At 69.9% G+C, this 23,430-nt stretch carries 23 protein-coding genes and 7 pseudogenes; 20 read left to right on the forward strand and 10 right to left on the reverse strand.

Annotated features, from left to right (window positions below; all coding sequences use genetic code 11):
* The gene (locus FRZ03_RS28075; protein ID WP_146467912.1) at positions 1-3,231 is read right to left on the reverse strand and encodes a TIM-barrel domain-containing protein; all 3,231 of its coding nucleotides are present in this window, start codon (positions 3,229-3,231) and stop codon (positions 1-3) included.
* A gap of 756 nt (positions 3,232-3,987) precedes the next feature.
* Positions 3,988-4,146 carry a hypothetical protein gene (locus FRZ03_RS39395; protein WP_186785660.1) on the reverse strand — a complete coding sequence of 53 codons (159 nt, stop codon included), beginning with the start codon at positions 4,144-4,146 and terminating at the stop codon, positions 3,988-3,990.
* On the opposite strand from FRZ03_RS39395, the gene FRZ03_RS28080 reads away from it, so the two are divergent.
* The 4 genes from FRZ03_RS28080 to FRZ03_RS28095 are packed head-to-tail and all read left to right on the forward strand — an operon-like array spanning position 4,109 to position 6,490.
* Positions 4,109-4,723, forward strand: a complete 615-nt coding sequence (locus FRZ03_RS28080) for an exonuclease domain-containing protein (protein WP_186785647.1) — start codon at positions 4,109-4,111, stop codon at positions 4,721-4,723. The genes FRZ03_RS39395 and FRZ03_RS28080 overlap by 38 nt on opposite strands.
* Complete coding sequence (locus FRZ03_RS28085) at positions 4,672-5,040, forward strand: nucleoside/nucleotide kinase family protein (protein ID WP_186785648.1); 369 nt, start codon at positions 4,672-4,674, stop codon at positions 5,038-5,040. The genes FRZ03_RS28080 and FRZ03_RS28085 overlap by 52 nt, the downstream gene beginning before the upstream one ends.
* Complete coding sequence (locus tag FRZ03_RS28090; protein ID WP_146467915.1) at positions 5,040-5,345, forward strand: hypothetical protein; 306 nt, start codon at positions 5,040-5,042, stop codon at positions 5,343-5,345. The genes FRZ03_RS28085 and FRZ03_RS28090 overlap by 1 nt, the downstream gene beginning before the upstream one ends.
* Positions 5,342-6,490: an IMP dehydrogenase gene (locus FRZ03_RS28095; protein ID WP_146467916.1), complete on the forward strand. Its 1,149-nt coding sequence runs from the start codon at positions 5,342-5,344 to the stop codon at positions 6,488-6,490. Before FRZ03_RS28090 ends, FRZ03_RS28095 begins: the two co-directional genes overlap by 4 nt.
* 37 nt (positions 6,491-6,527) lie before the next feature.
* Here the strand turns inward: FRZ03_RS28095 and FRZ03_RS40620 are convergent, their stop codons facing one another.
* Both FRZ03_RS40620 and FRZ03_RS41035 read right to left on the reverse strand, forming a co-directional pair.
* Positions 6,528-6,740 carry an NUDIX hydrolase gene (locus FRZ03_RS40620; RefSeq protein ID WP_261399379.1) on the reverse strand — a complete coding sequence of 71 codons (213 nt, stop codon included), beginning with the start codon at positions 6,738-6,740 and terminating at the stop codon, positions 6,528-6,530.
* 127 nt (positions 6,741-6,867) lie between these two features.
* A pseudogene (locus tag FRZ03_RS41035) lies at positions 6,868-7,011 on the reverse strand (NUDIX hydrolase); the annotation flags it as partial.
* Positions 7,012-7,176: 165 nt separating this feature from the next.
* On the opposite strand from FRZ03_RS41035, the gene FRZ03_RS28105 reads away from it, so the two are divergent.
* From FRZ03_RS28105 to FRZ03_RS40625, 7 genes and pseudogenes are all read left to right on the forward strand, one after another.
* Entirely contained in the window at positions 7,177-7,470 is a 294-nt protein-coding gene (locus tag FRZ03_RS28105) for a hypothetical protein (RefSeq protein ID WP_146467917.1), read from the forward strand.
* On the forward strand, positions 7,470-7,931 hold the full coding sequence (locus FRZ03_RS28110; RefSeq protein ID WP_146467918.1) for a hypothetical protein: 462 nt from the start codon (positions 7,470-7,472) through the stop codon (positions 7,929-7,931). Before FRZ03_RS28105 ends, FRZ03_RS28110 begins: the two co-directional genes overlap by 1 nt.
* Positions 7,928-8,083 carry a hypothetical protein gene (locus tag FRZ03_RS39400; protein ID WP_186785649.1) on the forward strand — a complete coding sequence of 52 codons (156 nt, stop codon included), beginning with the start codon at positions 7,928-7,930 and terminating at the stop codon, positions 8,081-8,083. The genes FRZ03_RS28110 and FRZ03_RS39400 overlap by 4 nt, the downstream gene beginning before the upstream one ends.
* Positions 8,080-8,229 (forward strand): hypothetical protein, encoded by a 150-nt coding sequence (locus tag FRZ03_RS39405; RefSeq protein WP_186785650.1) that lies wholly within the window; start codon positions 8,080-8,082, stop codon positions 8,227-8,229. The genes FRZ03_RS39400 and FRZ03_RS39405 overlap by 4 nt, the downstream gene beginning before the upstream one ends.
* A complete protein-coding gene (locus FRZ03_RS28115; protein ID WP_146467919.1) occupies positions 8,229-9,362 on the forward strand; it encodes a PEP/pyruvate-binding domain-containing protein in 1,134 nt (377 codons plus the stop codon). The genes FRZ03_RS39405 and FRZ03_RS28115 overlap by 1 nt, the downstream gene beginning before the upstream one ends.
* Positions 9,363-9,680: 318 nt before the next feature.
* A complete protein-coding gene (locus FRZ03_RS28120) occupies positions 9,681-10,346 on the forward strand; it encodes an HAD family hydrolase (RefSeq protein WP_146467920.1) in 666 nt (221 codons plus the stop codon).
* A gap of 409 nt (positions 10,347-10,755) precedes the next feature.
* Positions 10,756-10,998, forward strand: a pseudogene (locus tag FRZ03_RS40625) (nucleotide sugar dehydrogenase); the annotation flags it as partial.
* A gap of 303 nt (positions 10,999-11,301) precedes the next feature.
* Here FRZ03_RS40625 and FRZ03_RS39410 read toward each other — a convergent pair.
* Positions 11,302-11,511 (reverse strand): annotated as a pseudogene (locus FRZ03_RS39410) (nucleotide sugar dehydrogenase); the annotation flags it as partial.
* A 147-nt stretch (positions 11,512-11,658) separates the two neighbouring features.
* Here FRZ03_RS39410 and FRZ03_RS39415 point away from each other — a divergent pair.
* The 6 genes and pseudogenes from FRZ03_RS39415 to FRZ03_RS28165 form a co-directional block, all read left to right on the forward strand.
* A pseudogene (locus FRZ03_RS39415) lies at positions 11,659-11,973 on the forward strand (UDP-glucose/GDP-mannose dehydrogenase family protein); the annotation flags it as partial.
* A gap of 666 nt (positions 11,974-12,639) precedes the next feature.
* Positions 12,640-14,640 carry an ABC transporter ATP-binding protein gene (locus tag FRZ03_RS28140; RefSeq protein ID WP_186785652.1) on the forward strand — a complete coding sequence of 667 codons (2,001 nt, stop codon included), beginning with the start codon at positions 12,640-12,642 and terminating at the stop codon, positions 14,638-14,640.
* An 85-nt stretch (positions 14,641-14,725) separates the two neighbouring features.
* Positions 14,726-15,577: a class I SAM-dependent methyltransferase gene (locus tag FRZ03_RS28145; protein ID WP_261399375.1), complete on the forward strand. Its 852-nt coding sequence runs from the start codon at positions 14,726-14,728 to the stop codon at positions 15,575-15,577.
* A complete protein-coding gene (locus FRZ03_RS28150; protein ID WP_146467924.1) occupies positions 15,574-16,953 on the forward strand; it encodes a phosphotransferase in 1,380 nt (459 codons plus the stop codon). Before FRZ03_RS28145 ends, FRZ03_RS28150 begins: the two co-directional genes overlap by 4 nt.
* Before the next feature lie 31 nt (positions 16,954-16,984).
* Entirely contained in the window at positions 16,985-18,433 is a 1,449-nt protein-coding gene (locus FRZ03_RS28155) for a bifunctional class I SAM-dependent methyltransferase/NUDIX hydrolase (RefSeq protein WP_261399376.1), read from the forward strand.
* A gap of 274 nt (positions 18,434-18,707) precedes the next feature.
* A pseudogene (locus FRZ03_RS28165) lies at positions 18,708-18,866 on the forward strand (GNAT family N-acetyltransferase); the annotation flags it as partial.
* A gap of 70 nt (positions 18,867-18,936) precedes the next feature.
* On the opposite strand, the gene FRZ03_RS28170 reads toward FRZ03_RS28165, so the two are convergent.
* From FRZ03_RS28170 to FRZ03_RS28180, 3 genes are all read right to left on the reverse strand, one after another.
* Complete coding sequence (locus FRZ03_RS28170) at positions 18,937-19,515, reverse strand: VanZ family protein (protein ID WP_146467925.1); 579 nt, start codon at positions 19,513-19,515, stop codon at positions 18,937-18,939.
* 73 nt (positions 19,516-19,588) lie between these two features.
* Positions 19,589-19,819, reverse strand: coding sequence for a hypothetical protein (locus FRZ03_RS28175; RefSeq protein WP_146467926.1), 231 nt, complete (start codon positions 19,817-19,819; stop codon positions 19,589-19,591).
* A 217-nt stretch (positions 19,820-20,036) separates the two neighbouring features.
* Positions 20,037-20,726, reverse strand: coding sequence for a cysteine hydrolase family protein (locus tag FRZ03_RS28180; RefSeq protein WP_146467927.1), 690 nt, complete (start codon positions 20,724-20,726; stop codon positions 20,037-20,039).
* 55 nt (positions 20,727-20,781) lie between these two features.
* Between FRZ03_RS28180 and FRZ03_RS28185 the strand changes: the two genes are divergently transcribed.
* The gene (locus FRZ03_RS28185; RefSeq protein ID WP_186785659.1) at positions 20,782-21,294 is read left to right on the forward strand and encodes a PadR family transcriptional regulator; all 513 of its coding nucleotides are present in this window, start codon (positions 20,782-20,784) and stop codon (positions 21,292-21,294) included.
* A gap of 62 nt (positions 21,295-21,356) precedes the next feature.
* Positions 21,357-21,572 (forward strand): annotated as a pseudogene (locus FRZ03_RS41040) (helix-turn-helix domain-containing protein); the annotation flags it as partial.
* A gap of 158 nt (positions 21,573-21,730) precedes the next feature.
* On the opposite strand, the gene FRZ03_RS28195 reads toward FRZ03_RS41040, so the two are convergent.
* Both FRZ03_RS28195 and FRZ03_RS28200 read right to left on the reverse strand, forming a co-directional pair.
* Positions 21,731-22,399: a class I SAM-dependent methyltransferase gene (locus FRZ03_RS28195; protein WP_146467929.1), complete on the reverse strand. Its 669-nt coding sequence runs from the start codon at positions 22,397-22,399 to the stop codon at positions 21,731-21,733.
* 46 nt (positions 22,400-22,445) lie between these two features.
* A complete protein-coding gene (locus FRZ03_RS28200) occupies positions 22,446-22,889 on the reverse strand; it encodes a YunG family protein (protein WP_146467930.1) in 444 nt (147 codons plus the stop codon).
* A gap of 204 nt (positions 22,890-23,093) precedes the next feature.
* Between FRZ03_RS28200 and FRZ03_RS28205 the strand changes: the two are divergent.
* A pseudogene (locus FRZ03_RS28205) lies at positions 23,094-23,422 on the forward strand (transposase); the annotation flags it as partial.
* Positions 23,423-23,430 lie beyond the last annotated feature (8 nt).

Consider the following 23,430-nt stretch of genomic DNA (forward strand, 5'->3'; position numbering starts at 1 on the left):
TCAGTGGTACCTGACCTCCAGCGGACGGTGCACCGACTGGGCCGGTGCGGTGACGGTCAGGGTCCGCGAGCCCGCATCGAAGGACCAGTGGGCTGCGGAGACCCGCCGCCCGTTGACGAAGACCTGCTTCGGCGCGTGCGCGTTCATGAAGGAGACCGTCCACGCGCGGCGGGAGACCTGGCTTTTGAACGATCGCGACGCCGGGGCAATCGAGACCGTGTGGTTCGCGCCGTGCTCGGCGTAGCGGATCGCCGTCGTGGCGCTCTGCCTGCTGTCGGCCGTGGTGCCGTTGTCCTCGTACAGGCTCGTGGCCCCCGGCGCGCCCTGCGCGACGGTGACCGTCGCCTCGGTGAGGGGGTTCTGGACGTCATTGGCGACGTTGCCGGTGCGCGTCGTCATGATGCCGCCCGACTTGATGAAGACGGGCATCGAGTCCAGACCCGTGGTGATCTTCTGCGTGGTGCCGCCCGCGAACGTCTTGCCGGTGAAGTAGTCGGTCCACGAGGAGCCGGCCGGGAACCAGACGGACGTCGTGGCCGATTCGCCGGGCGTGGTCACCGGGGCGACCAGCACGTCGGGGCCGTAGAAGTACTCGCTGCCCGCCGTCGCGTACGCGTCCTGGCTCTCCGGGTACTGCACGTAGGTCGGCCGCGCTACGGGGGTCCCTGTGCGGTTGGCCTGCTCGGAGAGGCTGTACGTGTACGGGACGAGGTTCTCCCGCAGGTTCAGGAACTTCTCGGCGGACGCGTCAGAGGCCGGGCCGTACTGCCAGGGCAGCCGGTCGGCGTGGTTGCCGTGCAGGCGGTCCACCGGCTGGAAGGTGCCCAGCTGCACCCAGCGGGCGTACAGGTCGTCGGGCAGCTTCGTGGTCCCGGGTTCCGCGCCCTTGGCCTGGGTGCCGTCGTTGTTGAACCCGCCGATGTCGTGCGACACGTTGGACAGGCCGGTGGACGCCGACTCGCCCGGGGTGTAGCCGACCTCGAACTTGAGGGTGGCCCAACTGGACGTGGAGTCACCCGTGAAGTGTGCGGTGGTGCGCTTGTCGGCCCACGGCCCTGTCGGCAGGCCGTGCGGGTTGTAGTTGCCCTGCGGCAGCGCCCCGAAGGTGCGGGAGAGCGCGAAGGAGCGCTGGCCGTTCTTCGCCGAGTCGTCGGCATACTGCTGGTTGATCCAGGCGTCAGGCGTCACCCCGCCGAGGGACGAGACGGACCCGTCGCAGCACCAGTCGAGCCACCAGACGTCCACGCCGGCCTCGTCCATGGGCTCGTGCAGATCGAAGTACGCTTTGAGCTGGTCGGGGTCGCCCCAGTCGAAGGTGTAGGTGTTGTTGCCGCTGTCCTTCAGCTTGCCCTTGGCCGTGGCCTGCGCCTGGGCGAACCTGGGGTCGTCACCGGAGATGCTCGGGTGGATGTTGAGCGAGTTGTGCAGCCCCTGCGCGGCCGACCAGTCGAAGAACGCCTTGGGGTCTGGGAACTTCTCCGGGTCCATCTCCCAGCCGTCCCAGGTGCTGGGCGACTTGAAGTCCGTGTCGGTCACCAGGATATCGAGCGGGACGCCGTCCTTGCGGAACTTGGGCAGGATGGTGTTCTCATAGTCCGCGGCGCTGCGGTCGTAGTACTCGGAGTACCAGACGCCGTACGCCCAGCGCGGCAGCAGCACGGAGGGACCGGTCAGAGTGGCGAGGTCGGCCAAGCCCTGCTGGTACTCGTGTCCGTAGCCGAACACGTACCCGTCCTGGTAGCCCTTCCCCGCGTGGTCGCCCCGCTGCGTGACCTTATGAGTGGAGTTGTCGAAGATTGCCGAGGCGGTGTCGTCGAGCAGCGTCCAGCCGTCCTGGTAGAGCAGGCCCGGCGTCGTGGGCGCCTCACCGTTGACGCCGTCGAGGCTGCGGCGGTACCCGCCGAGCGGCGCGTGCGGGGAGAGCAGCGGCGAGGTGCGCGAGGTCACCGCCGCGGTGTCGAGGTTGACGCGGCAGCCGTCATCCTCCGGGCAGCCGACGGTCACGTCGTTGGCCCCCGCGGCCAGGTGCACCGGCACGGTGGCGGTGCGCCAGGCGTCCCAATCGCTCGTAGCGGGCAGCGAGGCCTTCACGGGGACGCCCGCGCCGGCCTTGACAAAGATGTCACGGGCGGCGCCGCTCGCGTCGCCGTTGGAGTACCGAAGCTGGAGGGCGTAGTCGCCGGCCTTGGGCACGTCGACGACGTGCAGCGTGTCCCGCGCGCCCGAGGACTCGAGCCCGGCAACGAACCCGCGGCCCGAGTAGCCGTTGTGGTCGGACTTGAGCGCGGCGGAACCGCCGAGGCCCGCGGTCTCGGCCTGGCAGATGGTGGCGAAGGAGCAGTCCTCGACCGGTGGCGTCACGGGGTCCGGGTAGGGCGCTCCCGGCGTCAGGACGGCAAGGTTGTCAAGGTTGACGTTGCCGGAGTCGGCCGCGGTGCGCGCGAAGGTGACGGTGTGGGTGCCGGCCGACAGGTTGAGCGTGACCGACGTCGTGGACCAGGTGTCCCAGCTCGCGGTCTTCGGGAGCGTCAGCGTCTTCGCGGCGCCGCCGTCCGCCGACACGCTCAGGGTGCGGTCCTCGTCGCCGCCGTCGCCGCCGACGGCGTTCGCGTAGCGGGTGGCGACCTGGTAGGTACCGGCCTTGGGGACGGTCACGGAGAAGGACAGGGAGTTGCCTGTCGACTGGAAGCCCGCCGCGAAGCCGGAGCCGGTGTAACCGGAGTGGTCCATGGCGACGCCGACGCCGTTGAGGGTCGTGTCCTCTGCCTCGCACCGCGTCCCGATGGCGCAGACCGGCGCGTTGGGCCAGGGAGCGGCGGTGACCGACTGCTTGCCAGCCTTCTCCGTCACCTTCAGGTTGTCCGCGGTGAACTTCCCTGAGCCGACCTTGTACGTCAGCGTCATGGCGCTCGTGCGAATGGTCAGCTCGCCGTGGCGCGTCGACGACGTGAACGGGGTCCTGCCGAACGTGTCGCGGCCGAGGGCGTTGAAGGTCGCCGCGTCGACGAACTTCGCGTCCCCCGCGTACTCGGTGCGTATGAGCGTCGAGGAGAGTACCTCGAACCGGGCGTCGCCCGAGACGACCTCAGAACGCGCGGCGCTGTGACCGCGAGCCGCTTGCGCGCCTTGCACTGCCTGTGCGGGGTACCCGGCGGCCCCCAGGGCCACCAGAACGCCGGTCACGGCAGCGGCCGCCGTGAGGTTGCGACGTTGTCGCCATCTGTGAGTCATGGAACCCGGTACTCCTTCGGTATCCCCTGGAGGGGGTACTTCGCCTATGCTGACAACGATGTCAAGAATCGGGGAAGCGGCAGCCGGGGCGCGCACACCGAGGTGCGGGAAAGGGCGCGAGCGCGTCTCGAAGTGCGGGTACAAGTTCGGCGGTTGCCGACGGGACACGTTGTCCGAGCCATCCGCGACCGCCCCTCGACCGGCACCGGTACCTCAGATCATGTTCCTTTCAATATCAACCCACCGCGCCACACTTCGTCAATGCGTCGGCGCGGCCGGGTACCGGCGCAAGCCGCACGCAGATGACCGTTCTCCGGCCAGCTCCTGAAAGACCCTGAGCTGAAGCAGATGATGACGACCTTGGTTCTCAAGGGTCTGCCGAACTTCTCCTACGGCCTGGGACTGATGAAGATGACGTCGTCGTGCGGCACCGAGGTGTGGGGCACAACGGCGGCATCCAGGGCTCCATCCCGTAGACCATGGCGACGGCGGACGGTGAGCACCTGCTGTCGCTGAACCTCAACGGCGACTGGAACGTCCACGGACAGCGGGTCGTCGACAGCGAGTTCTGCGGCGCCTGACCCGCGAGAACATCCTTCCCGATCGGATCGGCCGCGGTGGCTGCTTCGCCACCGCGGCCGATCCGGCGGATTCACCGGATGTGACGCTTCGCCCGGAAAGCATCCAGGACATGGTCCGTCACGCACTGATCCGACCTGCTCGCGACGACGTTCGTGGGCATCGACTTTGAGACGCTCAACCCGCCGGGCGCCGGCCCGAGCCGATCGAGATCGCCGCCGCCGCGGGGAAGCTGACCGCGGACGGCTCCTGGTAGGAGAACGGCCGGTTCGAGCGGCTGATCCGGCCGCCGGACGGCGTGCCCTTCACGTCCTTCGACACTGGGAAGACCGGCATCACCGCCGCCGTGATCCAGCAAGCCGACAGCGCCGCTGTGACCCTGGCCGCGCTGGAGGCGCTGCTCGCCCACCCGCCGTACGTCCTCTTCGCGCACAACGCGCCCTACGAGGCTGGGCTGATCTACGACCAGGAGTCGTCCTGCCCCGCTCTGGCCCGCCTGCCGATGCTCGACACCGTACGGCTGGACCGCGCCGTCTACCCAGGCCTGCCCCGCCACCGGCTCGACGACGTGCTCAGCCAGCTCGGCATGCCGCCGCCCGCCCGACGGCACCGCGCCATGCCCGACGTGCTGGCTACCTGCGCCGTCTTCGCGCGGATGGTCACCGACGGGGCGGGGACCGGCCGCTGGTCCACGCTCACCGATCTGCACCGCGTGGCCGGTATCGAGCCGAAGGCCGCTCGCGACGACGCCCAGGCCGCCGCCCCCCCCCCCAGCAGGACTCCCTGTTCTGACCGGAAGGAGACCACGGTCGTGCATCCCCAACCCGCGGGCGGTAATGACCCGGATCGCCGGGTGCGCTGGTGTCGTTCGAGGGCATCAGCGGCACCGGCAAGAGCCACCTCACCCGCCTGATCGCACCGCGTCTCGACGCGCCGCTGCTGGTGAAGGAGTTCTCCTCCCGCCACACGCGCGCCGACCTCGGCAGCCGCATCATCTCCGCGCTCGCCGCGGCCGCCGACGGAGACCGGTTCCTTCGCAGCGGCTACCCGGCCAGCGAAACGCTGCTGCTCTTGGCCGTCCAGCTGCACACCTGGGAGACCATCCGAGCCCCGCTGCACACCGGCCGCACCGTCCTCGAAGGACGCAGCCTGCACTCCGTGGTCGTCTACCAGGCCGCCGCCCTCCACCCCGCGACGACACCGCGGCCCTCGAGCAGGCCCGGGCCCTGATGCGCGAAGCGACCGTGTGGCGGCCGGCCCCCGACGTCACGATCCTGCTCACCGACCACGTCGGCGCGGCCCTCGGCCGCGCCGAGCAGCGCGACGGCTGCCCCATCAGCGCCGCCGAGCGCGCCGTCCATGAACGCTGTGCCCGCCTTTTCATGGAACTGGCCGCAGGCGATCCCCGCGTACGTCTCCTGGACCACGCCGCCCAGCCCGATCCTCAGGCGGCCGCCGATCTCATCACCACCTGGGTCACCACGGCCCGCCCGCAGCCCTGGCCCTCCCCTGCTCTCGAAGGAGCCCTGGTATGACCCGCCGACCGATCCGCTTCGCCCTCGGGTACGACGACGTCCTCCTGGTCCCGCAGCGCACCGCGGTGACCAGCCGGAAGAACACCGACCTGTCCACCACCCTGGCGCCCGGCCTGGGCCTGGCCATCCCGCTGCTGTCCGCCAACACCCCCTGGTGCACGGAGGGCCCCATGGCCTCGGCGATGGCGCTGGCCGGCGGCCTCGGTGTCCTGCACCGCGCCTCCACGCCCGCCCAGCAGACCACCCAGCTGGAGATGGTGAAGAACACCGCCGTCCCGGCGACGGCGAGCATGGCCAGCGTCGACGGGGACGGTCGGCTGCGGGCGGCGGCAGCGGTCGGGGTCACCGGCGACTGGAAGGAGCGGGCCGCGATGCTCGTCGACCACGGGGCCGACGCGCTCGTCGTGGACGTCGCCCACGGGCACGCCGACTATGTCCTGACCGTGGTGGCCGCGCTGAAGAAGCAGCACCCGAACGTGGTGGTCATCGGCGGCAACGTGGCCACCGTGGCCGGTACCCGCGACCTGATTCAGGCGGGCGCCGACGTCGTCAAGGTGGGTATCGGGCCCGGCGGCATCTGCACCACCCGCCTGGTCGCCGGAGCCGGGGTGCCGCAGCTGACCGCGGTCATAAACTGCGCGGACGAGGCCGCCAAGCACGGGGTGTGTGTCATCGCCGACGGCGGGATCAAAAACTCCGGCGACCTCGTCAAGGCCCTCGCAGCCGGGGCGACGACCGCGCTGCTCGGCAGCGCCCTGGCCGGCGCGGACGAGAGCCCCGCCCGTCTGGTCGAGGACGGCGGGCACAGCTTCAAGGTCTCCACCGGATTCGTGACCCACGGGATGCAGCTCAGCCTGAAGAAGACCCGCGGCGAGACGGTCACCGAGGCCGAGCTCGACGAGTACCTGCTCGAGGGCGTCGAGGGCACGCATGAGGCCACCGGCACCCTTGAGCGCACCCTGCACCCGTTCCTGGCCGGCCTGCGATCGGGTCTGTCTTACTCCGGCGCCGCCAACCTCGAACAGCTGCGGCAGCGGGCGGCGTTCGTCCAGATCAGCGCGGCGGGCGTTGCCGAGAGCCTCCCGCACGCGCTGGGCCGCAGCCGGCAGCTCCCGCTCGACTTCCGCGCCGAGCCCGCGCAGTGACCCGCGCCCCGGAGCCCAAGCAGGTGCGGGCCGGCGGTCAGCGCGTCGAGGCTTCGGCGACGCGCCCGAACAGGTCCTTGGCCTGGACCCGCAGGTCCTCCGCGATATCGGGCTGCTCGGCGATCTCGGCGGCCGTGAACCAGCGCACCTCGTGCACCGGCTCCGACACCGGTCCCACGCCCTCGGCGACGGCCAGGAAGAGGTGGTCGATGTGGATATGCGGCTGCCGCGTGTGGTTGTCGGGGCTCACCGTCAGCTCCTGGACCCACCACGGTGCGGGCACCAGCCCCGGCGGGCAACTCGCTCGACGGGCCGGCCACCAAGCGGGTCCTCCAGCCGGTCTCCTCGCTGTTCTCCCGCAGCGCCGCCTCGGCGGCGTTCTCCCAGTTCTCGACATGGCCGCCGGAGAGCATCCAGCACTCCAGCCGCGGGTGCCAGATCAGCCCGAGCCGCCACCCGTCGTCAGTCAGCCGGAAGACGAACGAGCTGGCTGTGGACTCCTTGGCCTTCTTGTCGCTCATGCGCGGGGGCAGTCCTATCACTCGATCCCGTGAGGCCGCCCGTGGGGCCCTTCATCCGGCCGTCGAGCCTTCCATATACCGCTCCGATCCAAGGCGCATTCACACCACATTCCCCCGCCCGCGCCGCCGCCCCGCCCGCGGCATGAAGCACGGAGGCCTCTGACGATGGACACCCTGTGGCGCGACCTCGTCGTCCAGGACTACGAGATCTCCCGGCCCGCCAGCACCCTCCTGGACCGCAGCGTCCACGACCACCTGGTCCGCCGTCTGGCCGACCATCTCTCCGATCCCGCCCGGACGCAGGCCTTCGTCACCCGGGCGGTCGGCCACCGCGAGCGGACGGCCGCCGCGAGCGGACGGCCGCCGCGCTCGTGCGCGCCGAGAAGGCCCTCGCCGACGGCTCCGCGGCAACGGCCGGCACAGCGCTGGCCGAGGCGACCGCGGCGTTCTTACCGGTGATGTCGACGCACATCGTGAACTGGCTGCTCCCCGAGCCCCAGTGGGAGTCCCTCCTCACCCGGCTGTTCGGCGGCCAAGAACGGGCCCGGGCGTGCCTGCTGGCCCTGTCCATACCAGCGGAAACCGGGCATCTGCTCGCCGCGCACCAAGAAGTCGTCGAGGCCGCGCTGTCCGTCCGGGGCGGAGCCGAACTGGGAACCGCGGCCGCTGATCTCGCCTCCCGCATCGGCACGCTCTACGGCGAAGGGACACCCGCCGCACGCGCCATGCCATACGAGGACCCCGCACAGGCGGCCGCCCTCGTGCAGGCTCTCGCCGCGAGTTCGGACCTGGGGCGGAGTTCCGGCAGATCACAGCCGCCCGGGCGCGCACCACCGCGCTGCGCGAGGCATGGGAGGCCGCCGCGCTGCTCGCCGCCGCTGGCGATCGGGATGCCGTCGCTCGCGTACGGGCCATCGTGACGATCCTGACGTGGGCCTGCGACAGCGAGGAGCGCCGCAAGGTCCTGCGCCACTCCTATCTCTCCGCCGTCCGCCGCTGGTGCCAGACCCAGGGCCTCGACCCGGCAACCCTGGCCACCTCCGACATCCTGGCCGCTGGAGCTGCCGCGTGAGCATCCTGCTCCCCCTCATGAGGTGCGCCTCGTTGCACGCCGGCGCCAAGGCCGCCGCCCTCGGCCGACTTCAGCGCGCCGGTCTTCCCGTGCCGGACAGCGTCGTCATCCCCACCGGCGTCACCGACGGTGACTGGCCGGGGTAGTGGAGGAGGTACTGACCTGGGCGGAGTGCCGCGCCCCGTCCGGGCTGATCGCGCGCTCCTCCGCGCCCGGCGAGGACGGCGCCACCGCGTCCTTCGCCGGTCTGTACACCTCGGTCGTCACGCCGTGCACCGCGGGCCGGGTCCTTGAGGCGCTCCGTGAGGTCCGCGCCTCCGCGAGCTCGCCGGTCGTCGCCCAGTACGCCGCCGCGCGCGGCCTGGCCCCCGACGGTGAACTCGCAGTGCTTGTCCAGCCCGTTCTGCGCCCCGCTCTCGCCGGTGTTCTGGCCGCCGTTGTGAGGGCCGGGGCGTGTGTGGGCTGGCGGATCGAGGCGGTGCGCGGTCTGGCCGGGCCACTGGTCAGCGGTACGCAGACCGGAGAGATCCACATCGGCCGCGGCCCGGTCACTGACTCCGTAGTCCCCTCCTCTCAGGCGTTCCTTCCCTTGCCCGGCACTCGTGAAGAGCTCGAACTGCCGCCCGGGGAATGGACCACCGCGCCGACTACCGGGCGCGCTATGTTGCGCGCGAAGATCGCCGGGTCCTGCGCCGGTGTACTGCACCTGCGAACTCCCGCCGAGTGGGCGAAGCAGCAGGTTCTCCTCCCGGACCAGCGAGAGGACCTGCTCCACCTCGCCGTAGGCGCAGCCCAGGCGCTGAGCTTGGAGCAGATCGACATTGAGTGGGCCATCACCACCGACGGGCCCACGGTCCTCCAGGCTCGCCCGCTGGCCCGGCCGGTCAAAGACGCGACCGCATCCACGCCCCCGGCCGGAGGCTGGGGCGGTCTGGCCGCTGTGCCAGGTATCGCCACCGGCAGCCCGGCCGCCCGCCTTGGGCCCGAGACGCCACCAGAGGGTGCCGTTCTGATCTGCCGCGCCCTCGGCCTCGAGGCGGCCGCTGCGCTGCTCGGCGGTCCGGCCGCCGTAGTGTCGACCACCGGTGGCCCCCTGTCGCATACAGCGATCATCGCGCGCGAACTCGGCATCCCCTGTGTCACCAACGTGCCCGCGGCACTGGACCAGATCCCCGAGGGCATGGTCCTCGAGGTCGACGGACCGTCCGCCCGGCCCCCACCGTCCCTGCCCCACGCCAGGAGAACGGGCCGGACCCGTACGACAACGCCGCCATCGTGACCACACTCATCCCCGTTGCCCCCGCCGGCGACGGGCGGGCCGCCACCCTCGTCCTGCACGATCCGCGCTCCGCCGATTTCGACGTCCTGGTCCGCGCGGTCGCCGCCGCCTCCGAGTCCACCGACACCCTGGGGATCCTACTCCCCGACGGCGTTCCCCTTCCCCTGTGCTGCCTCAGCACCTCGGCTTCGATCTCCGCTGCGCGAATGGGCTTGCCGTGCTGTGGCCGAAGGGCGCCGGGGAACTTCCCCCCGGCGTCGTCGCACTCGACGCCGACACCCACGTGCTCGTCGAACGTCCCCTCAACAGGAGTGCCTCGTGACTCATCCTTCTGCCATCAGCCCGCGCTCCTCCGTACGCGGGGGCCCGTACGCTGCCGTAATTTTCGACTTCGGCGGCGTACTCACCACGCCCAAGGACGACACCGCCCTCTGCTTCGCCCGCGAGATCGGACTGCCGGACGACACCTACCGCCATGCCGTCGCTGTCGACCCCGCCGGCCGCCACCTCTACGCGCAGCTCGAACGCGGCGACATCTCCCAAGAGGAGTGGAACACCGGAATTGCCGCCCTCCTGGGGATCGACGGCACCAACCTCATGGGCCGGGCACTGGCGACCCTGCGCCCGGAGGAGACCGTGGTCACCGCCGCCGCGGAAATCCGCGCTGCGGGAGTCCGCACCGCGGTCCTGTCCAACTCCATGGGCATGACCCCGCACAACCCCTACAAGGCGTGGGACCTGGAGACCGCTCACGACATCGTCGTCCTCTCCGAGCAGCACCGGATGCGCAAGCCGGATCCGGAGATCTACGAACTGACCGTGGAACTGCTCGGACTTCCGGCATCAGCGTGCGTTTTCGTCGACGACACCCAGGGCAACCTCGTGCCGGCCCAGAAGCTCGGCATGGCCACCATCCACGCCACCGACCCGGCCCTCAGCGTCGCTCAGCTTCGGCAGCTCATCCCGTACCAGCAGTACAAGTAAGCCGCCGGTCGGCCGGGGCTGTCAGTGCGACGTCCCTGGCCATGCTGCTGCCGGGTTCCGCGGTCGCGCAGAATGACTGATTCCCCCTACCGGTCACGGCCACCCCGGGCCCGTACGCCACCGGCCGCGGCGCTGATGGCCTCGGTCAGCCGTACGACCGCCTCACACCGCGCAGAGGAGGCCCGCCATGTGGCGAGTCTCAGCGGTACTTCCACCGGCCACGCATCCCTTCTTCGATGTCGAGGAGCACCTGATGTTCACTACGTCCACACCGGCGGCTATGCGAACACCGGTGGAGGCCGGGCCAGTTGTGCGGGAGGCCGACTGTCCCGCGGATGTGACTTCCTTGCGGGTCGTGGTGGTCGGCCAGGACTACGTGGGCCTTCCGCTGGCGTTACGCGCCGCCCAGATGGGCCATCGCGTGGTGGGGCTCGACACCGATGCGCAACGGGCAGCGTCCCTGGCCTGCGGCAGTTCGCCGGTCGAGGACATCACCGCGGCACAGTTGGGTCCTCTGCTGCGTGACGGCACCTACCAGCCCACCGCGACGCCGGACGACGCGGCCGGGTTCGACGTGGCGGTGATCGCGGTGCCGACGCCGCTGCATGAGGGCGTCCCCGACCTGTCGTACGTGATCGCGGCCGGCCGGACCGTGGGCCGCTACCTGCGCGAGGGGGCGTTGGTGGTGCTGGAGTCCAACCAGCTACCCGGGCACGACCCGGACCGTCCTGGGCTCGGTGCTCGAGAAGGTCTCCGGGCTGCGGATGGGAAGCCAGTTCGCCCTGGGGTTCAGTCCCGAACGGATCGACCCGGGCAACCGGAGGTGGACACTGGCGACGACACCGAAGATCGTCAGCGGCATCGACGCGGCGTCGCTGGAGCGCACCGCCGCCTTCTATGGTGCGCTGGTCGAGCGCGTCGTGCCGGTGGGCCGGTGCGAGGAGGCGGACGCCCACCACGACAGGTACACCGGGTCGATCCGCAGGCAGTGGCCCCCGATGCCGGGGCCGGGGTCGAAGCGCATGAACCCGAACGGCTTGGTCGACGCCGCTTCCACCGCCTCGCGCAGGTTCAGACCGGTATCGCGGGCCACCTCCGCCAGTTCGTTGACCAGCGCGATGTTCACAGCCCTGAAGGTGTTCTCCAGCAGCTTCGCGAGTCGACTCAGGCCCGCGGCCAGGGCTCGCGCCTGATCGACCTCGCCGCGCAGATCAACGGTGCCCGTCCCGCCTACGTGGTGAACCGGCTGGGACAACACCTCACCTCACGAGGCCGGTCGCTCGATGGCGCACGGGTGCTGCTGTTGGGCCCGGCCTACAAGCCTGGCAGCGGCGACCTGCGTAAGTCCCCGGCGCTGGAAGCGGCCCGTCTGCTGGCGGCCAGCGGCGCGAAGGTCAGCGCGACGGACCCCTTCGTGGACCCGGCCGCCGCCTCGGCCGCGCTCGACGGCGTACGGCTGGTGTTCGCGACGGACGACGAGCTGGCCGCTGCGGACGCCGTGGTGCTGCTGACCGACCACGAGGTCTTCGACTACGACCAGGTGGCCGCCCGCTCCACTTTCGTGCTGGACTGCCGGGGCCACCTGGCCGCCCGCCTGACCGCTGCTGCCACCGTGGAGCAGTTGTGAGCAGCGGGCTGCGGGTCAGCGGCGGCACCGGATTCATCGGGTCCAACCCGGTCTCCTGGTTGCCACGGCACCCGGCAAGCGGCCGGGTCACGATCGTAGGCGAATGCTGCACCGGCAGCTGGAGTCTGTTGGGCAGCGATCTGGCGGACAGTGACTTCCGCCGTGAGAGTGTGCTCAACGCGGGCCTGCTGGATCAGGCCGTGGCCCGCGCCGACGCCGTCTCCCCTGCGATGCACCCAATAGCTCGCGTCTCTCCGCGAGCGCTGCAATGTCGCCCGACTACAGACTTTGCGCCGTGACCCCCGTCCGGGCAATGGCGGCCATGGCCGAGACAGGGGGCGCGCTTGTCCCGCTGGTCGCCTACGAGGAGAACCAGCGGTCCCGGGCGAGCCGGACGAGGCACCCAGCGGAAGCTCTTCCTGACCGCGTGCTGCCGCAGCGAACGAACGTCGGCGTTTCGGCCAACCCGCCAACAACGCGGCGCTCTTGCGCGGCAAGGGTCGGTGCACTGCGCACCTTCGGAATGCCCCTGAATCACAGGGCGCGCAACCCGTCCGAAAGGAACAGGTGCTCGAAAGCGCGCTGCGTCGTTGAACACGCCGACGCCACCATCACATCCGATGAGGGGGAACATTGACGCAAGTCAAACCAGGCGGCGACGAAGCCGTGAGCCCGTCGAAGGCCGGAGTCACAGACAGCGTCTCGGACGCGGAGCGGGAGCTGTACGGCGGTCGGCTCCGCTACGACCAGTCCTTCGTCCGCCACGAAGGCCCTCTGACCCGGCTTGGCTTCGGGCGCATGGCCGCGGCGCTGCCCCGCATGGTGGCCATGGTGCTCCGCACCGGCTGGCAGACGGACCGGCGAGCACTCGGCGGGGTCGTGGCGGCCCAGCTCGGGCAAGGTGTGACGGCCGCCTGGGGGCTGGTGGCGGTCAACAGCGTCCTCACCGAGCTGTTCGCCGATGGTCCGACCAGGGACAAGCTCCGCGAGGCGCTGCCGTCGCTGGCTGTGCTCGCTGTCACAGCCGTGGCGACCGCGGTGTTGTCGGCGTGGTCGACGGCCATGTCGGGCCGGCTGGAGCCCCAGGTGGAGCGGGCGGTCTCCGCCCGGTACTACACGGCCGTTACCCAGGTCGAGGTGGAGGCGACCGAGCGGCCGGAGATCCAGCGGGTCCTGGAGGCGGGGAAGTTCGGCACCGACTCCGCCCGCAACATGCTCCGGCTGTCGGTGGGCGTGGGCAGTGTGGTGATCGGCATGGTGGCGGCCGCCGTCGTGTTGGCGTCGCTGCACTGGGCGCTGCTGCCTATGCTGCTAGCCATCGCCCTGCCCAAGGGGTGGGGGGCGGTCCGCTCCGCGCGCCGCGAGTACCTCTCCCGCCTGACCTGGGTCGACCACCGCCGGGCGATCGCCTCCCTGCTGGCCCGTCTCACCCGCCCGCACGCCGCCGCGGAGATCCGTGTGCACGCGGCCGGCACGAAGCTGCTGTCCAGCTATGAGGAGATGTCGAGGCAGACCGAGGCGGAGCAGCGGCGCCTCGCCCAGGCGCAGGCCTCGACCGACCTGGTCGCGGGCGGTTTCGCCGGTCTGGCGTCGCTGGCCTGCTATGGGGTGCTGTGGTGGCTGCTTGCGTCCGGTGGTCTGCCGCTCGCCGTCGGCGGGACCGCGGTGATCGCCATCCGCACCTCGACGGCGCGGCTTACCTCTCTGGTGCAGCAGGTCAACCGGCTCTACGAGGAGTTGCTCTTCCTCACCGACACGGAGGACGCCATCACGGTGGCGGGCGAGAACGCCATCCCGCGCACCGGCACGCCGCTTCCCGCACCGGTGCGGGAAGTGCGGACGGAGGATGTGTCCTTCACCTACCCCGGAGCCGGCTCCCCTTCGCTGAAGGGGGTGAGCGTGCGGGTCCCCCGCGGTGCGGTGACGGCCCTGGTCGGCGCGAACGGCTCGGGAAAGACGACCTTGACCAAGGTGCTGGCCGGGCTCCTGCTGCCCACCGAGGGCAGCGTGTGGTGGGAGGGGCAGTCGGGCGAGCCGGTCGAACTCCGCGACGCGGACCGCGCCCAGGTGTTCGCCTCGGTCGGGGTACTGGCGCAGGACTTCCCGCGCTGGGAGATGACCGCCGCCGCGAACGTGGCCATCGGCGCTGGCGACCGCCCCCGGGACATGCGTCGCGTCCGGGACGCCGCCCATGCCTCGGACGTGCTCGACTTGATCGAAGGCCTGCCGCACGGCTGGGACTCGATCGTTTTCAAAGGGTACGAACGCGGCGTTCAGCTCTCGGGCGGACAGTGGCAGAAACTGGGCACTGCTCGAAGTCTGTACCGCGACGCGCCGATCCTACTGGTCGACGAGCCCACGAGCGCCCTCGATCCGCACGCGGAGATCGCCGCCTTCCAGGGGCTGTGGTCCTTGGCTCAGGAAGGACACGCGGTCGTCCTCGTCACCCACCGGCTCGCCGCGACCATGAACGCCGACCACATCTACGTCCTCGACCGCGGGTGCGTCGTCGAAGACGGCACCCATGAGGAGCTGATGGCCCACGGCGGCCTGTACCAGGGCATGTTCACCGCGCAGGCCGCCCAGTACGGGCTGATGCCACCAACGGCCGAGGCTGTGCCGACCCCACGGCAGACCTCTCCCTCCCGTCACGAGCAGGCGCGGTGACCCGCGAGCACGGCAAGCAGCAGACCGGCCCTGAGAACAACGGCGCTCGGTCTTGGCAGCTTTCGCACACTCCTGGAGATTCACGATGACCCGCCCCGACCAGTCGGCCTCCGTGGCGATCTCGGACGATGCCCTGTTCGGGCCGGAGACCGACGACTATGCCCGCTACCGCCCCGGCCTGCCGGACGCGGCAGTCCATCTCCTGGCCGCCACCCAGCACGGCGTGCCCGACCCCGGCCTGCTGGACCTCGGCACCGGCACCGGACAGGTGCCCCGCGCGCTGCTGCCCGTTCTGCACCAGCTGGCTCACATTGATCTGGTCGACGTGAACCAGCGCATGCTCGAGACGGCCCTCACCGCGCTCGAACCGGTCAGCGGGGCCTGCACGGTGAACGCCTTCATCCGGCGAAGCGCACACCTTCACCCCTACCACGCGCGGTCGAGCACCCAGCTTGATCACCTGCTGCCGGTCCTTCCACTGGATGTCCCGCCCGGAGGTCCTGGCCATGGCGGACCGGATGGCCGCGCCACACGCCGTCGTGGCGATCATGGGAGACGGCAGCCTATGGACCCACGAAGCGGACTGGACCGCCGCCCTTCGGGGACTGATCCAGGCCTACTCGGAGAAGACCGGCGCGCGGGCACCCGCGGCACCTACTCCGGACCGGGGCGCTCCTACGAGGAAGACCTCGACGACTCGGCCTTCAGCGACGTGGCCGAGCACCGCTTCCCCGTCGCCCGCGCCCGGACCCCCGAGGACGTCCTCGGCTACCTGCACACCACGAGCTTCACCCGCCCCGCCCTGTTCGCAGGACGACACCAGGAGTTCGAGGCCGAGGCGCTCCATTTACTGCGGGACCATGCGCGCGGCGGCGTCCTGAAGGAGGACGCAGTGTTCACTGTGCTGCTCGCGCGCCGTCCCGGCGGTGACGCGTGACCGGCTCCCAGCGGCACACCGAGCCGCTCGACGTCCACTTGATCGCCCTGCGCGACGGCCCGGCGGGGCCCGAGGTGCTGCTGTCGAGGCGGGCCGGCGACGTGTACGCGGCGGGATGCTGGCATCTGATCAGCGGGCACCTGGACGGTCCGTGGGAGGACATGGTCACGGCTCTGCTGCGCGAAACCCGGGAAGAGGCCGGCATCGTCGTCGATCCGGCCGATGTCCGCGCGGCCGTCACCGTGCACCACCGCTCCCCCGCCGGGGCCGCCCGTCTTGGCGTGTTCTTCGAGGTCCGGCGCTGGGACGGCACCCCGAAGGTCATGGAGCCCCAAGTGTGCGACGCCATGGACTGGTTCGCGCTCGACAAGCTTCCGCAGCCGATGGTCACATACTGCCGGGCCGGACTGGACGCCTACCGGGCCGGTGCCCGGATGGCCGTGCACTTCCAGGAGCCCGCCGACGCCATCGCCTACACGCCGACCGCTGACCGGCTGGTCCTGGTCCCCGAGCCCCGCAGCCCTGGCACGGTACCGCAGGAGGTGCGCGCCTTCGCCGAGCACGCGGTGGGCCGAATTACCAACTGGACGGACGTCTCCTGGGGGCGTGAAGAGAGCCGCGTATGGCGGGCGCGCGGCGCCGAATGCGGCGAGTGGTACGTCAAGATTCACCAGAACAACCGCTTCCACCAGCGGGAAGTCGCCGCGCTCCGCGGCTGGGTGCCCTTCCTCGGTCCGGCCGCGCCCCGCCTGGTGGCTGCCGACGCGCAACTGCGGGCGGTTGTGCTCACCGCGGTGGGAGGCCGGTCCCTGCACGGCGCCACCTATCCGCCCGAGCAGCAACGGCACATCTTCCACCGCATCGGTCAGCTCGCGGCCGCCATCCACACCAGCGCTCCACCGCACCCGGCCGCCGGCACCCTGCCCCTCGGGAAGCTGGAGCGGCACCTGGACGGAGCCCGGCCTCACCTCGCGCCCGGCGACGAAGAGTTCATCCGCAGCACCGCAGAGAAGGCCGCCCACCTGCCCGCCCTGGAGGCGGTCCCCACACATGGTGACCTCCAGCTCCGCAATCTGCGATGGGACGAAGACGCCGATGTCCTGTACGTGATCGACTTCGAGAGGTCGGAAGAGGGCCCGGCGATCAGGGACTTCGTTCGGCTGTCCGACTCCTGGCACGGCCGCCCCGACCTTCTGCAGGCCGTGCTGGACGGCTACGGCCGCCCCTTCACCCCGGAAGAAGAAGCCCAGCTCACGATCCTGTCCGTCCTGGACTCCGTCTCCGGCATCTCCTACGGCGCCTCCCACGGCGATCCCGAGCTCGTCGAGCGCGGCCGACGCACCCTGGCCCGCCTCAGCGCCGCACAACACCCCTGACCCCACCACACCAGGTACGAGGAGCAGCACTTTGACGTACACCGTCCGCGACCAGTGGCAAAAGCACTACAGCGACGGCAAGAACTTCCGAAGGCTCGGCGAGCGCGAGCGGGAACTCCTCGCGGAGCACGCCCCCGTCCCCGAAGCCGGCGGGCGGGTGCTCGACGTGGGCTGCGGAACCGGGGAGCTGGCCGCCTACCTCGCCGGTCTCGGCTACCGCGTGGATGCCTGCGACTTCGCGGACAGTGCGATCGCGCGGGCCCGCGAGGAGCACGCCGACATCGAGGGCGTGTGCTGGCTCCATCTGGACATCGAGCGCGACGACCCCGCCCCGCTGGACGACACCCTGTACGACCTGGTGGTCTTCCGGCTGTCGGTGGCCTTTCTGCACGATCGCACCCGTGTCCTGCACACTCTCGGGCGCCGACTGCGCGAGCGCGGCACGGTGCTGGTCATCACCCCGCTGGCCGCGCACACCTCCGCCGAGAAGCGGGACATCGCACTGAACGAAGATGAGATCACCGCCCTCACCTGCGGATGGACGAGCGTGCAGCACATCGCCGTCGGCGACCTGGCTGCGCTGGTCCTGCGCGGGCCGTGCGCGGACACGGTCGCCACGGAACGTTCCGTGCCGGCCACCGGCTACGCCGTTGCCGGGGCGCTGGCCGTCGTCACCAATGAGCACGGACGCGTTCTACTCGGCTGGTCCAGACGCGGCATGTGGGAACTCCCCGGCGGGAAGATCGAGGGTGCCGAGCCGCTGGACGAAACCGCGGTGCGCGAGCTCGCCGAGGAGACCGGCCTGCACGCCACCGGCGCCACCGTGGTGACCATCCTCACCGACGCCGCCCAAGGTGTCCCCCGCCTGACCGCAGTGATCCGGATCGCCAGCTTCACCGGCACCCTCACCACCGCGGAGCCGCACAAGTTCACCCGATGGGAATGGCACGACCCCCACGGTCTGGGATGTCTCGGCCCGGTGTTCACCCCGAGCGCGCAGGCTTTGAACGCCGTCTGGCCCGGCGTCATCCCCGGCCTACCGCCCGTCCATTCATATCCCGTCGCCGTTGATCGGCCGCCCGTGCCAGGCGAGCCGGCCGAGGCAGTCCGGCTGCGCCAGGCGATGGCCCAGACGGTCATCGGCCGCGGCTGGGCCTCGTCCGAGACCTCGGTTGGAACGGCGGTAGCCGTCCGTCGGGGTCCGTCGTTGCACCGGCGCGGCGGGCACGGTCGGCGGAGCCAGGTAGGTGGCCGCCGTGGCGGGCCCAGTCTTCACGGGTGCGGGCGCCAGGACGTGCAGCGTGCGGACGTTCGCGCCACGCACCCTCTCGTCGGGCAGCCGCGATGTGCTTCGGCGCGCTCCAGCGCAACTTCGTGCCGTGCGCGGGGCGGCGTCGGGGGCGACGTCCAGGCGGCCGGTGTCCGCGTCGAACGCCACGGCTTGGACTTGCCCGGCGAGTGCCGGCGCGGCCGCGGCTAGGATGTCGTCGAACTGGACGAGGACGCTGCCGCCGGCGGCCGCGGCGACCATGCCGCGTTCGGGGCCTTCGACGTGAGGGGTGTTTTTTTCACACCAAACTCAACTGCCGTCGGGAGCCCTTTAGTTACGCGGCGGAAGCGTGCCCCACAACGCGGCTACAGGCGCGCGGTGAACTTCCCGTCAGGACGTTTGTGCAGCCAGCCGCGATCCGCGAGCGTCGCCCGCAGCGGCTCCAGCTTCCCGCGCACCTCCAGCTGAAGGCCCAGTTGTCCGCACCCGCGAGGAGCCGTACGTGACACTCGTGGTCAACAAGGGCGCTGGCGACGGGAAGGTCCACGCGGTCTATCGGTCGTGGGGGTACGAGGACATCGGGCAAAGCCAGCCCTCACCGGCCTCCCCGCTGCTCACCGTCATGCTCCGCGCCACCCGCTGACAAGCCCGGCCGCGGCGACCCCCAGCCCTCGGCGGGCCGCCGAGGGCTGGGGGTCACGCGGTCCCAGCGTTCAGCCCTGATCAGCCAGGGGAAGCACCCCTGGTTCGACGGATCGCTCGGCCAGTACTCGACGAGGGACGAACGCCAACACGCCGCCGATGATGCCGCCGAGGGTGTTGAACAGCGCGTCGTCCACATCGGCTGTGCGGCCGGCGTTCATCACGTACTGCGCTGCCTCGATCGACACACTCAGTGCCAGGCAGATCGCGATGGTCCGGCCGAGGCGGGGCTGCCGGGTGACGAAGAGCAACAGGATGCCTAGCGGGACGAACATCATCGCATTGGCCAATTGGAGACGCAGGGACATTTCGTGTTCCATAGCGCCCATGGATGACAGGTCGTTGTCCCAAAGCCCCTCACCGGGCACCCACGAAATGTAGCGCGGGCCGCCGCTGTCCAGGGGTTGAGTGGGCATAAGCGTAGCGAAATAAATGATCGCCAGACAGAGGACCAGGAGCACGCGCGCCAGTTTCGGAATGACTTCCTGCGTTCGGCTTGCAAGCGCAGCACCCACCCAGGGGATTACCGCGCAGAAGAGCACGAATGCCGACACCGTGACTGGGTTCAGGTACAGGATTACTTCCCACATGTCGGCTGTTCCCCTGGATTGGTAGGCGGTGCTTCGGGGGCCGCCGTTGCCGGCGGCACCCGAGAGGCTACCGTCACGGGCAGCGCCACTTGGTTACGTAGGTCGTGCCCTTGTACTCCATGACGCCGCGGATGCAGTCTCCGGCGTTCACGCCGACCTTGCCGCCAGTGATGCACAGTTGGCCGTTGTCCAGCTCGCCGCACCCGGTCGGCGTCGCGGAAGCCGCCGGTGCCGCGATTGCGGTTGCTTCCAGAACGGAAATCAAGGATGCGGCGATTCCGGCGGATCTCTTGATGCTCTTCACTGTCTAAAATCTCCCCGTGCTTGAGGTGCCTTGGTCAAGGACACCCGCTAAGAAAGGGGGGCATGCGAAGGCATGCAAGATGCACCCGAATTCTCGGACGCTCGGTTCCCGCCGTGCGAGTTGCTCTTAACAGCGGATGACGCAACGTCAGTACGGCGCGCACGAAAATGGCCGAAGCAGAACTGTGGACAATGCCTTCCGGGGCCCTAGTGCCGCATCAGGCTACGTTCGCCTTGTCCCCTTCCTCTGGGGCAGGGGTGACCGTGGTCAGTCGGTTCGCGATCTCTTCTGCGGACAGCACAAGCGCGAACCCTTTGCGTAGGACGGCGAGTTCTGGTTCCTGCCGGTCCTCGTCGTCGGTGGCCGTGACGTCAGATCCGACGACGACCTTGTAGCCACGTTCGTATGTCTGACGGGCGGTGGCGCCGCAGCAGTAGTTGGTGAGCGTTCCCGTGACGATGACCGTGTCGCGGGCGAGGTTGCGCAGCATCGTGTCGAGCGGGGTGTCGTAGAACGCGCCGTAGGAGGGCTTGCGGATCAGGGCTTCGTCGGGGCGGTGGTCCATCGGGGCCCATACCTCGGCAGGGCCGGGTCGGCGCCAGTCGGTGTCGGCGTGTGGGAGGAATCGCAGGGCGTGCGGCCGGTCCAGTCCGAGATGGGTGTCGTCGAAGATGGTCCAGATCACCGGGACGGAGGCGGCCCGGCATTCCTCGACCAACTGCCGCAGCCGGGGTGCCATCCGAGTGGCCGCGGGCACCCAATAGGGGCTCCATCCGGGCCGGACGAATTCGTCCTGCATGTCGATGACCAGCAGCGCCGTCTGTTCGGGCCGTATGTCGAACGATGCCCGGCCGTGTTCGTAGGCGTCCCGTGCCCGCGCGGTCACCCATTCCTCGGTATACGTCATCCCCGCCTCCTGCATCGATTCGAGGTACCTCGTTTCGATGTGCGAGAGTAGCATCATGCTCGAACTCGCGATCCTGGGATTCCTGGCCGAGGGCCCGCTGCACGGCTATCAACTGCGCCACCGGATAGCTCGCTTGTCCGGCCATGCACGGCCGGTCAGTGACGGCAGCCTCTACCCGGCGATCAGCCGGCTGGTCAACGCCGGGCTGCTGGACCGGCGAACCGAACCGGGCGCCTCGGCCGCCCAGCGGCACACCCTGCACCTGACCGACGCCGGCCGCCGCGAACTGCTGCGCCGGCTGCGGGACGCTGACGGACTGGATATCAGCGACAGTACCCGGTACTTCACGATCCTGGCCTTCCTCTCCCAACTGCCCGACACCGCTGACCAGCACGCGGTACTGCGTCGGCGGCTGGAATTCCTGGAACGGCCCGCGAGCTTCTTCCACGACGGCGATCGCCCACTGGGCGCCGAGGACACCGACGACCCCTACCGCCGTGGCATGCTCACCATCGCCCGCGCCACAAGCCGCGCGGAACGGTCCTGGCTGCGGGAAGTCCTGGACTGACGACGCGCCGGCCCACTCGCCCGTTCTCACTCCGGACGCTCTCTTCCCGTGAGACTGTGCGGGTGGCAGAGCCGGTACGGGTCCGTGAGATCGACAGCGATGAGGGGCAGCGCCTGCTGCGGATCGTCCGCAAGGGCACAGGCTCGGTGGTGACCTGGCGGCGAGCCCAGATGATCCTGCTCTCCGCGCAGGGCATGCCCCCTGCGCGGATCGCCGAGGTGACGTTCACCAGCGACGACCGGGTCTGCGACGTGATCCACAACCCACAATCACCTGGTCACGGCGATGAATCCGGTATCCCGCCAGGTCGAATCACAGACCATCGCGAGTTCGCATCCGATGCAATTGGCGGCGCTCGGAGTATCCGAACGGAAATTAGCGGTCGGCGTCAGGCGGAGCCCGGCAGGAGCCCCTGTCCCGCTTCGGACGCCGGTCGTCACCCGGGACGCCTGGCCATGACGACCACACCCGGCCCGCTCCACTCATCCGCAGGGAGCCTGAGTTCGGCGACCGGGTGCAGTCCGGCCTGCACGATCAGGTCCACGAACTGCTCCGGCCGCCACTTGTGCGTGGTCCAACGGACGGGCACGCCTCCGTATGCCTCGGTGCGCACCGCGTCCTCGTCGCCGACGTGTGTGCCGGCGATGAGGTGCCCACCTGGCTTCAGGGCGTGCGCGAAATGGGCGAGGACCTGGGGAAGGACATCACGGGGGAGGTTGAACAGTGACCACCACCCCAGGACGCCGCCAAGGGAGGCTTCACCGAGGTCGAGCTCGGTGGCGGAGGCAATGCTGAAGCGGCATTGCGGATGTAGACGGCGCGCGTTCTCGATCATGCGGGGAGAGAGGTCCACCCCGGATACGTCGAGTCCCCGTTCGGTGAGGTAGGCGGTCACCGTGCCGGGTCCGCAGCCGACGTCGAGGACGGGCCCGAGCTCGCCCACGGTGTCGGCGAAAGCGTCAATCGACGCCTTGAGCCAGGGATGGCGACGGATGTCGCCCATGCCGGTTGTCACCACCATGTGGGCGTAGTTGTCGGCCACGCGGTCACAGGACTCACGGACCACGTCGAGGTCGGCTGGGCGGTCAATAGGATGTGCGCGCATTGGCCAACGATAGGACTGGGCAAGGGACTTGGGGCCAGCACAGGGGTTACCGGTCCCGGGGGTCAGCCGAACCGTGACAAGACCCGCCAGGGATCCTCGACTGCTGCCGGTTGAGCCTGTCCATGACTCGATCGCGGAGAAGCTCGTACTCCTCACGAAGTCTGCGCCACTCGGTCACGGGCGGTCGGGGAATGACAACACCTCTGGTGACAGTCTCTTCCGGCCCGAACTGCTCGCGGGTGAGGTCGATTTCAAGGCACATGCCCAGGCGGTTCCACCAGTGGTAGTCCACACGCTCGCCGTTGACGTGGACCTCTCCCCGGATCAGCTCGCCTCCCAGCAGGTCATTGAGGACCATGGCGGTCACGCCGCACTGATCCCGGGCCGGGTTGTCCGGGCTCCAGCGCGATCGGAACTCAGGCGTGCACGTCTCGGCACTCCAGCTGCTGCGAACGGCTCGCTCGATGTCGGTGAGAAGCAACGGTGTCATACCGGTGATCCTCCCAGCCGGCACTGACAACGACCCGGATCGACGAACGCCGTCGGCAGACACGATCAAAGCAACCGGGGCCAATCGACTTGTTCACAACAAGCCTCGAAGATCACTGTCTGGGGCCAGAAGACTCATTGAGGCTGATTCTTTGGAGTGGACACCCTGACAATGGATCTTGCTGGTCCAGGGAGGGATGTCCAGGTGGGACGCAAGTCTCCGTATCCGGAGGAGTTCAGGAAGGACGCTGTCGCGCTCTACCGCGCCGCGGCCGGCAAGCGGACGTACGCGGCGGTGGCCGCGGATCTCGGCATTACAGCGGAGTCACTTCGGACGTGGGTACGCAAGGACGAGGCCCAGGCCGTGCCCGAGGGCCGTGACGGCAGCGTGAGCGCGGCCGAGGATCTGGCCCGGTTGCGAGCGGAGAACGCCCGGCTGCTGAAGGCGGAGAAGGAGTGGCAGCCGGAGCGCGAGATCCTGGGCCGGACTGCTGCCTATTTCGCCCAGGAGGTGAAGTGAGCCGATCACCGTGGCGAGGTAG

The organism is Streptomyces misionensis (assembly GCF_007896895.1).
GTDB classification, from domain to species: Bacteria; Actinomycetota; Actinomycetes; order Streptomycetales; family Streptomycetaceae; genus Streptomyces; species Streptomyces misionensis_A.

Bases quoted from the DNA above. Each gene is read 5' to 3' on its own strand.
- FRZ03_RS28110 (WP_146467918.1), top strand. From the start codon at position 7,470: ATGTCGACGCACATCGTGAACTGGCTGCTCCCCGAGCCCCAGTGGGAG.
- FRZ03_RS28170 (WP_146467925.1), bottom strand. From the start codon at position 19,515: ATGTGGGAAGTAATCCTGTACCTGAACCCAGTCACGGTGTCGGCATTC.
- FRZ03_RS28090 (WP_146467915.1), top strand. From the start codon at position 5,040: ATGCGCGAAGCGACCGTGTGGCGGCCGGCCCCCGACGTCACGATCCTG.
- FRZ03_RS28075 (WP_146467912.1), bottom strand. From the start codon at position 3,231: ATGACTCACAGATGGCGACAACGTCGCAACCTCACGGCGGCCGCTGCC.
- FRZ03_RS28195 (WP_146467929.1), bottom strand. From the start codon at position 22,399: ATGCGCGCACATCCTATTGACCGCCCAGCCGACCTCGACGTGGTCCGT.
- FRZ03_RS28145 (WP_261399375.1), top strand. From the start codon at position 14,726: ATGACCCGCCCCGACCAGTCGGCCTCCGTGGCGATCTCGGACGATGCC.
- FRZ03_RS28095 (WP_146467916.1), top strand. From the start codon at position 5,342: ATGACCCGCCGACCGATCCGCTTCGCCCTCGGGTACGACGACGTCCTC.
- FRZ03_RS28200 (WP_146467930.1), bottom strand. From the start codon at position 22,889: ATGACACCGTTGCTTCTCACCGACATCGAGCGAGCCGTTCGCAGCAGC.
- FRZ03_RS28180 (WP_146467927.1), bottom strand. From the start codon at position 20,726: ATGACGTATACCGAGGAATGGGTGACCGCGCGGGCACGGGACGCCTAC.
- FRZ03_RS28105 (WP_146467917.1), top strand. From the start codon at position 7,177: ATGGACACCCTGTGGCGCGACCTCGTCGTCCAGGACTACGAGATCTCC.
- FRZ03_RS28185 (WP_186785659.1), top strand. From the start codon at position 20,782: ATGCTCGAACTCGCGATCCTGGGATTCCTGGCCGAGGGCCCGCTGCAC.
- FRZ03_RS39395 (WP_186785660.1), bottom strand. From the start codon at position 4,146: ATGCCGGTCTTCCCAGTGTCGAAGGACGTGAAGGGCACGCCGTCCGGC.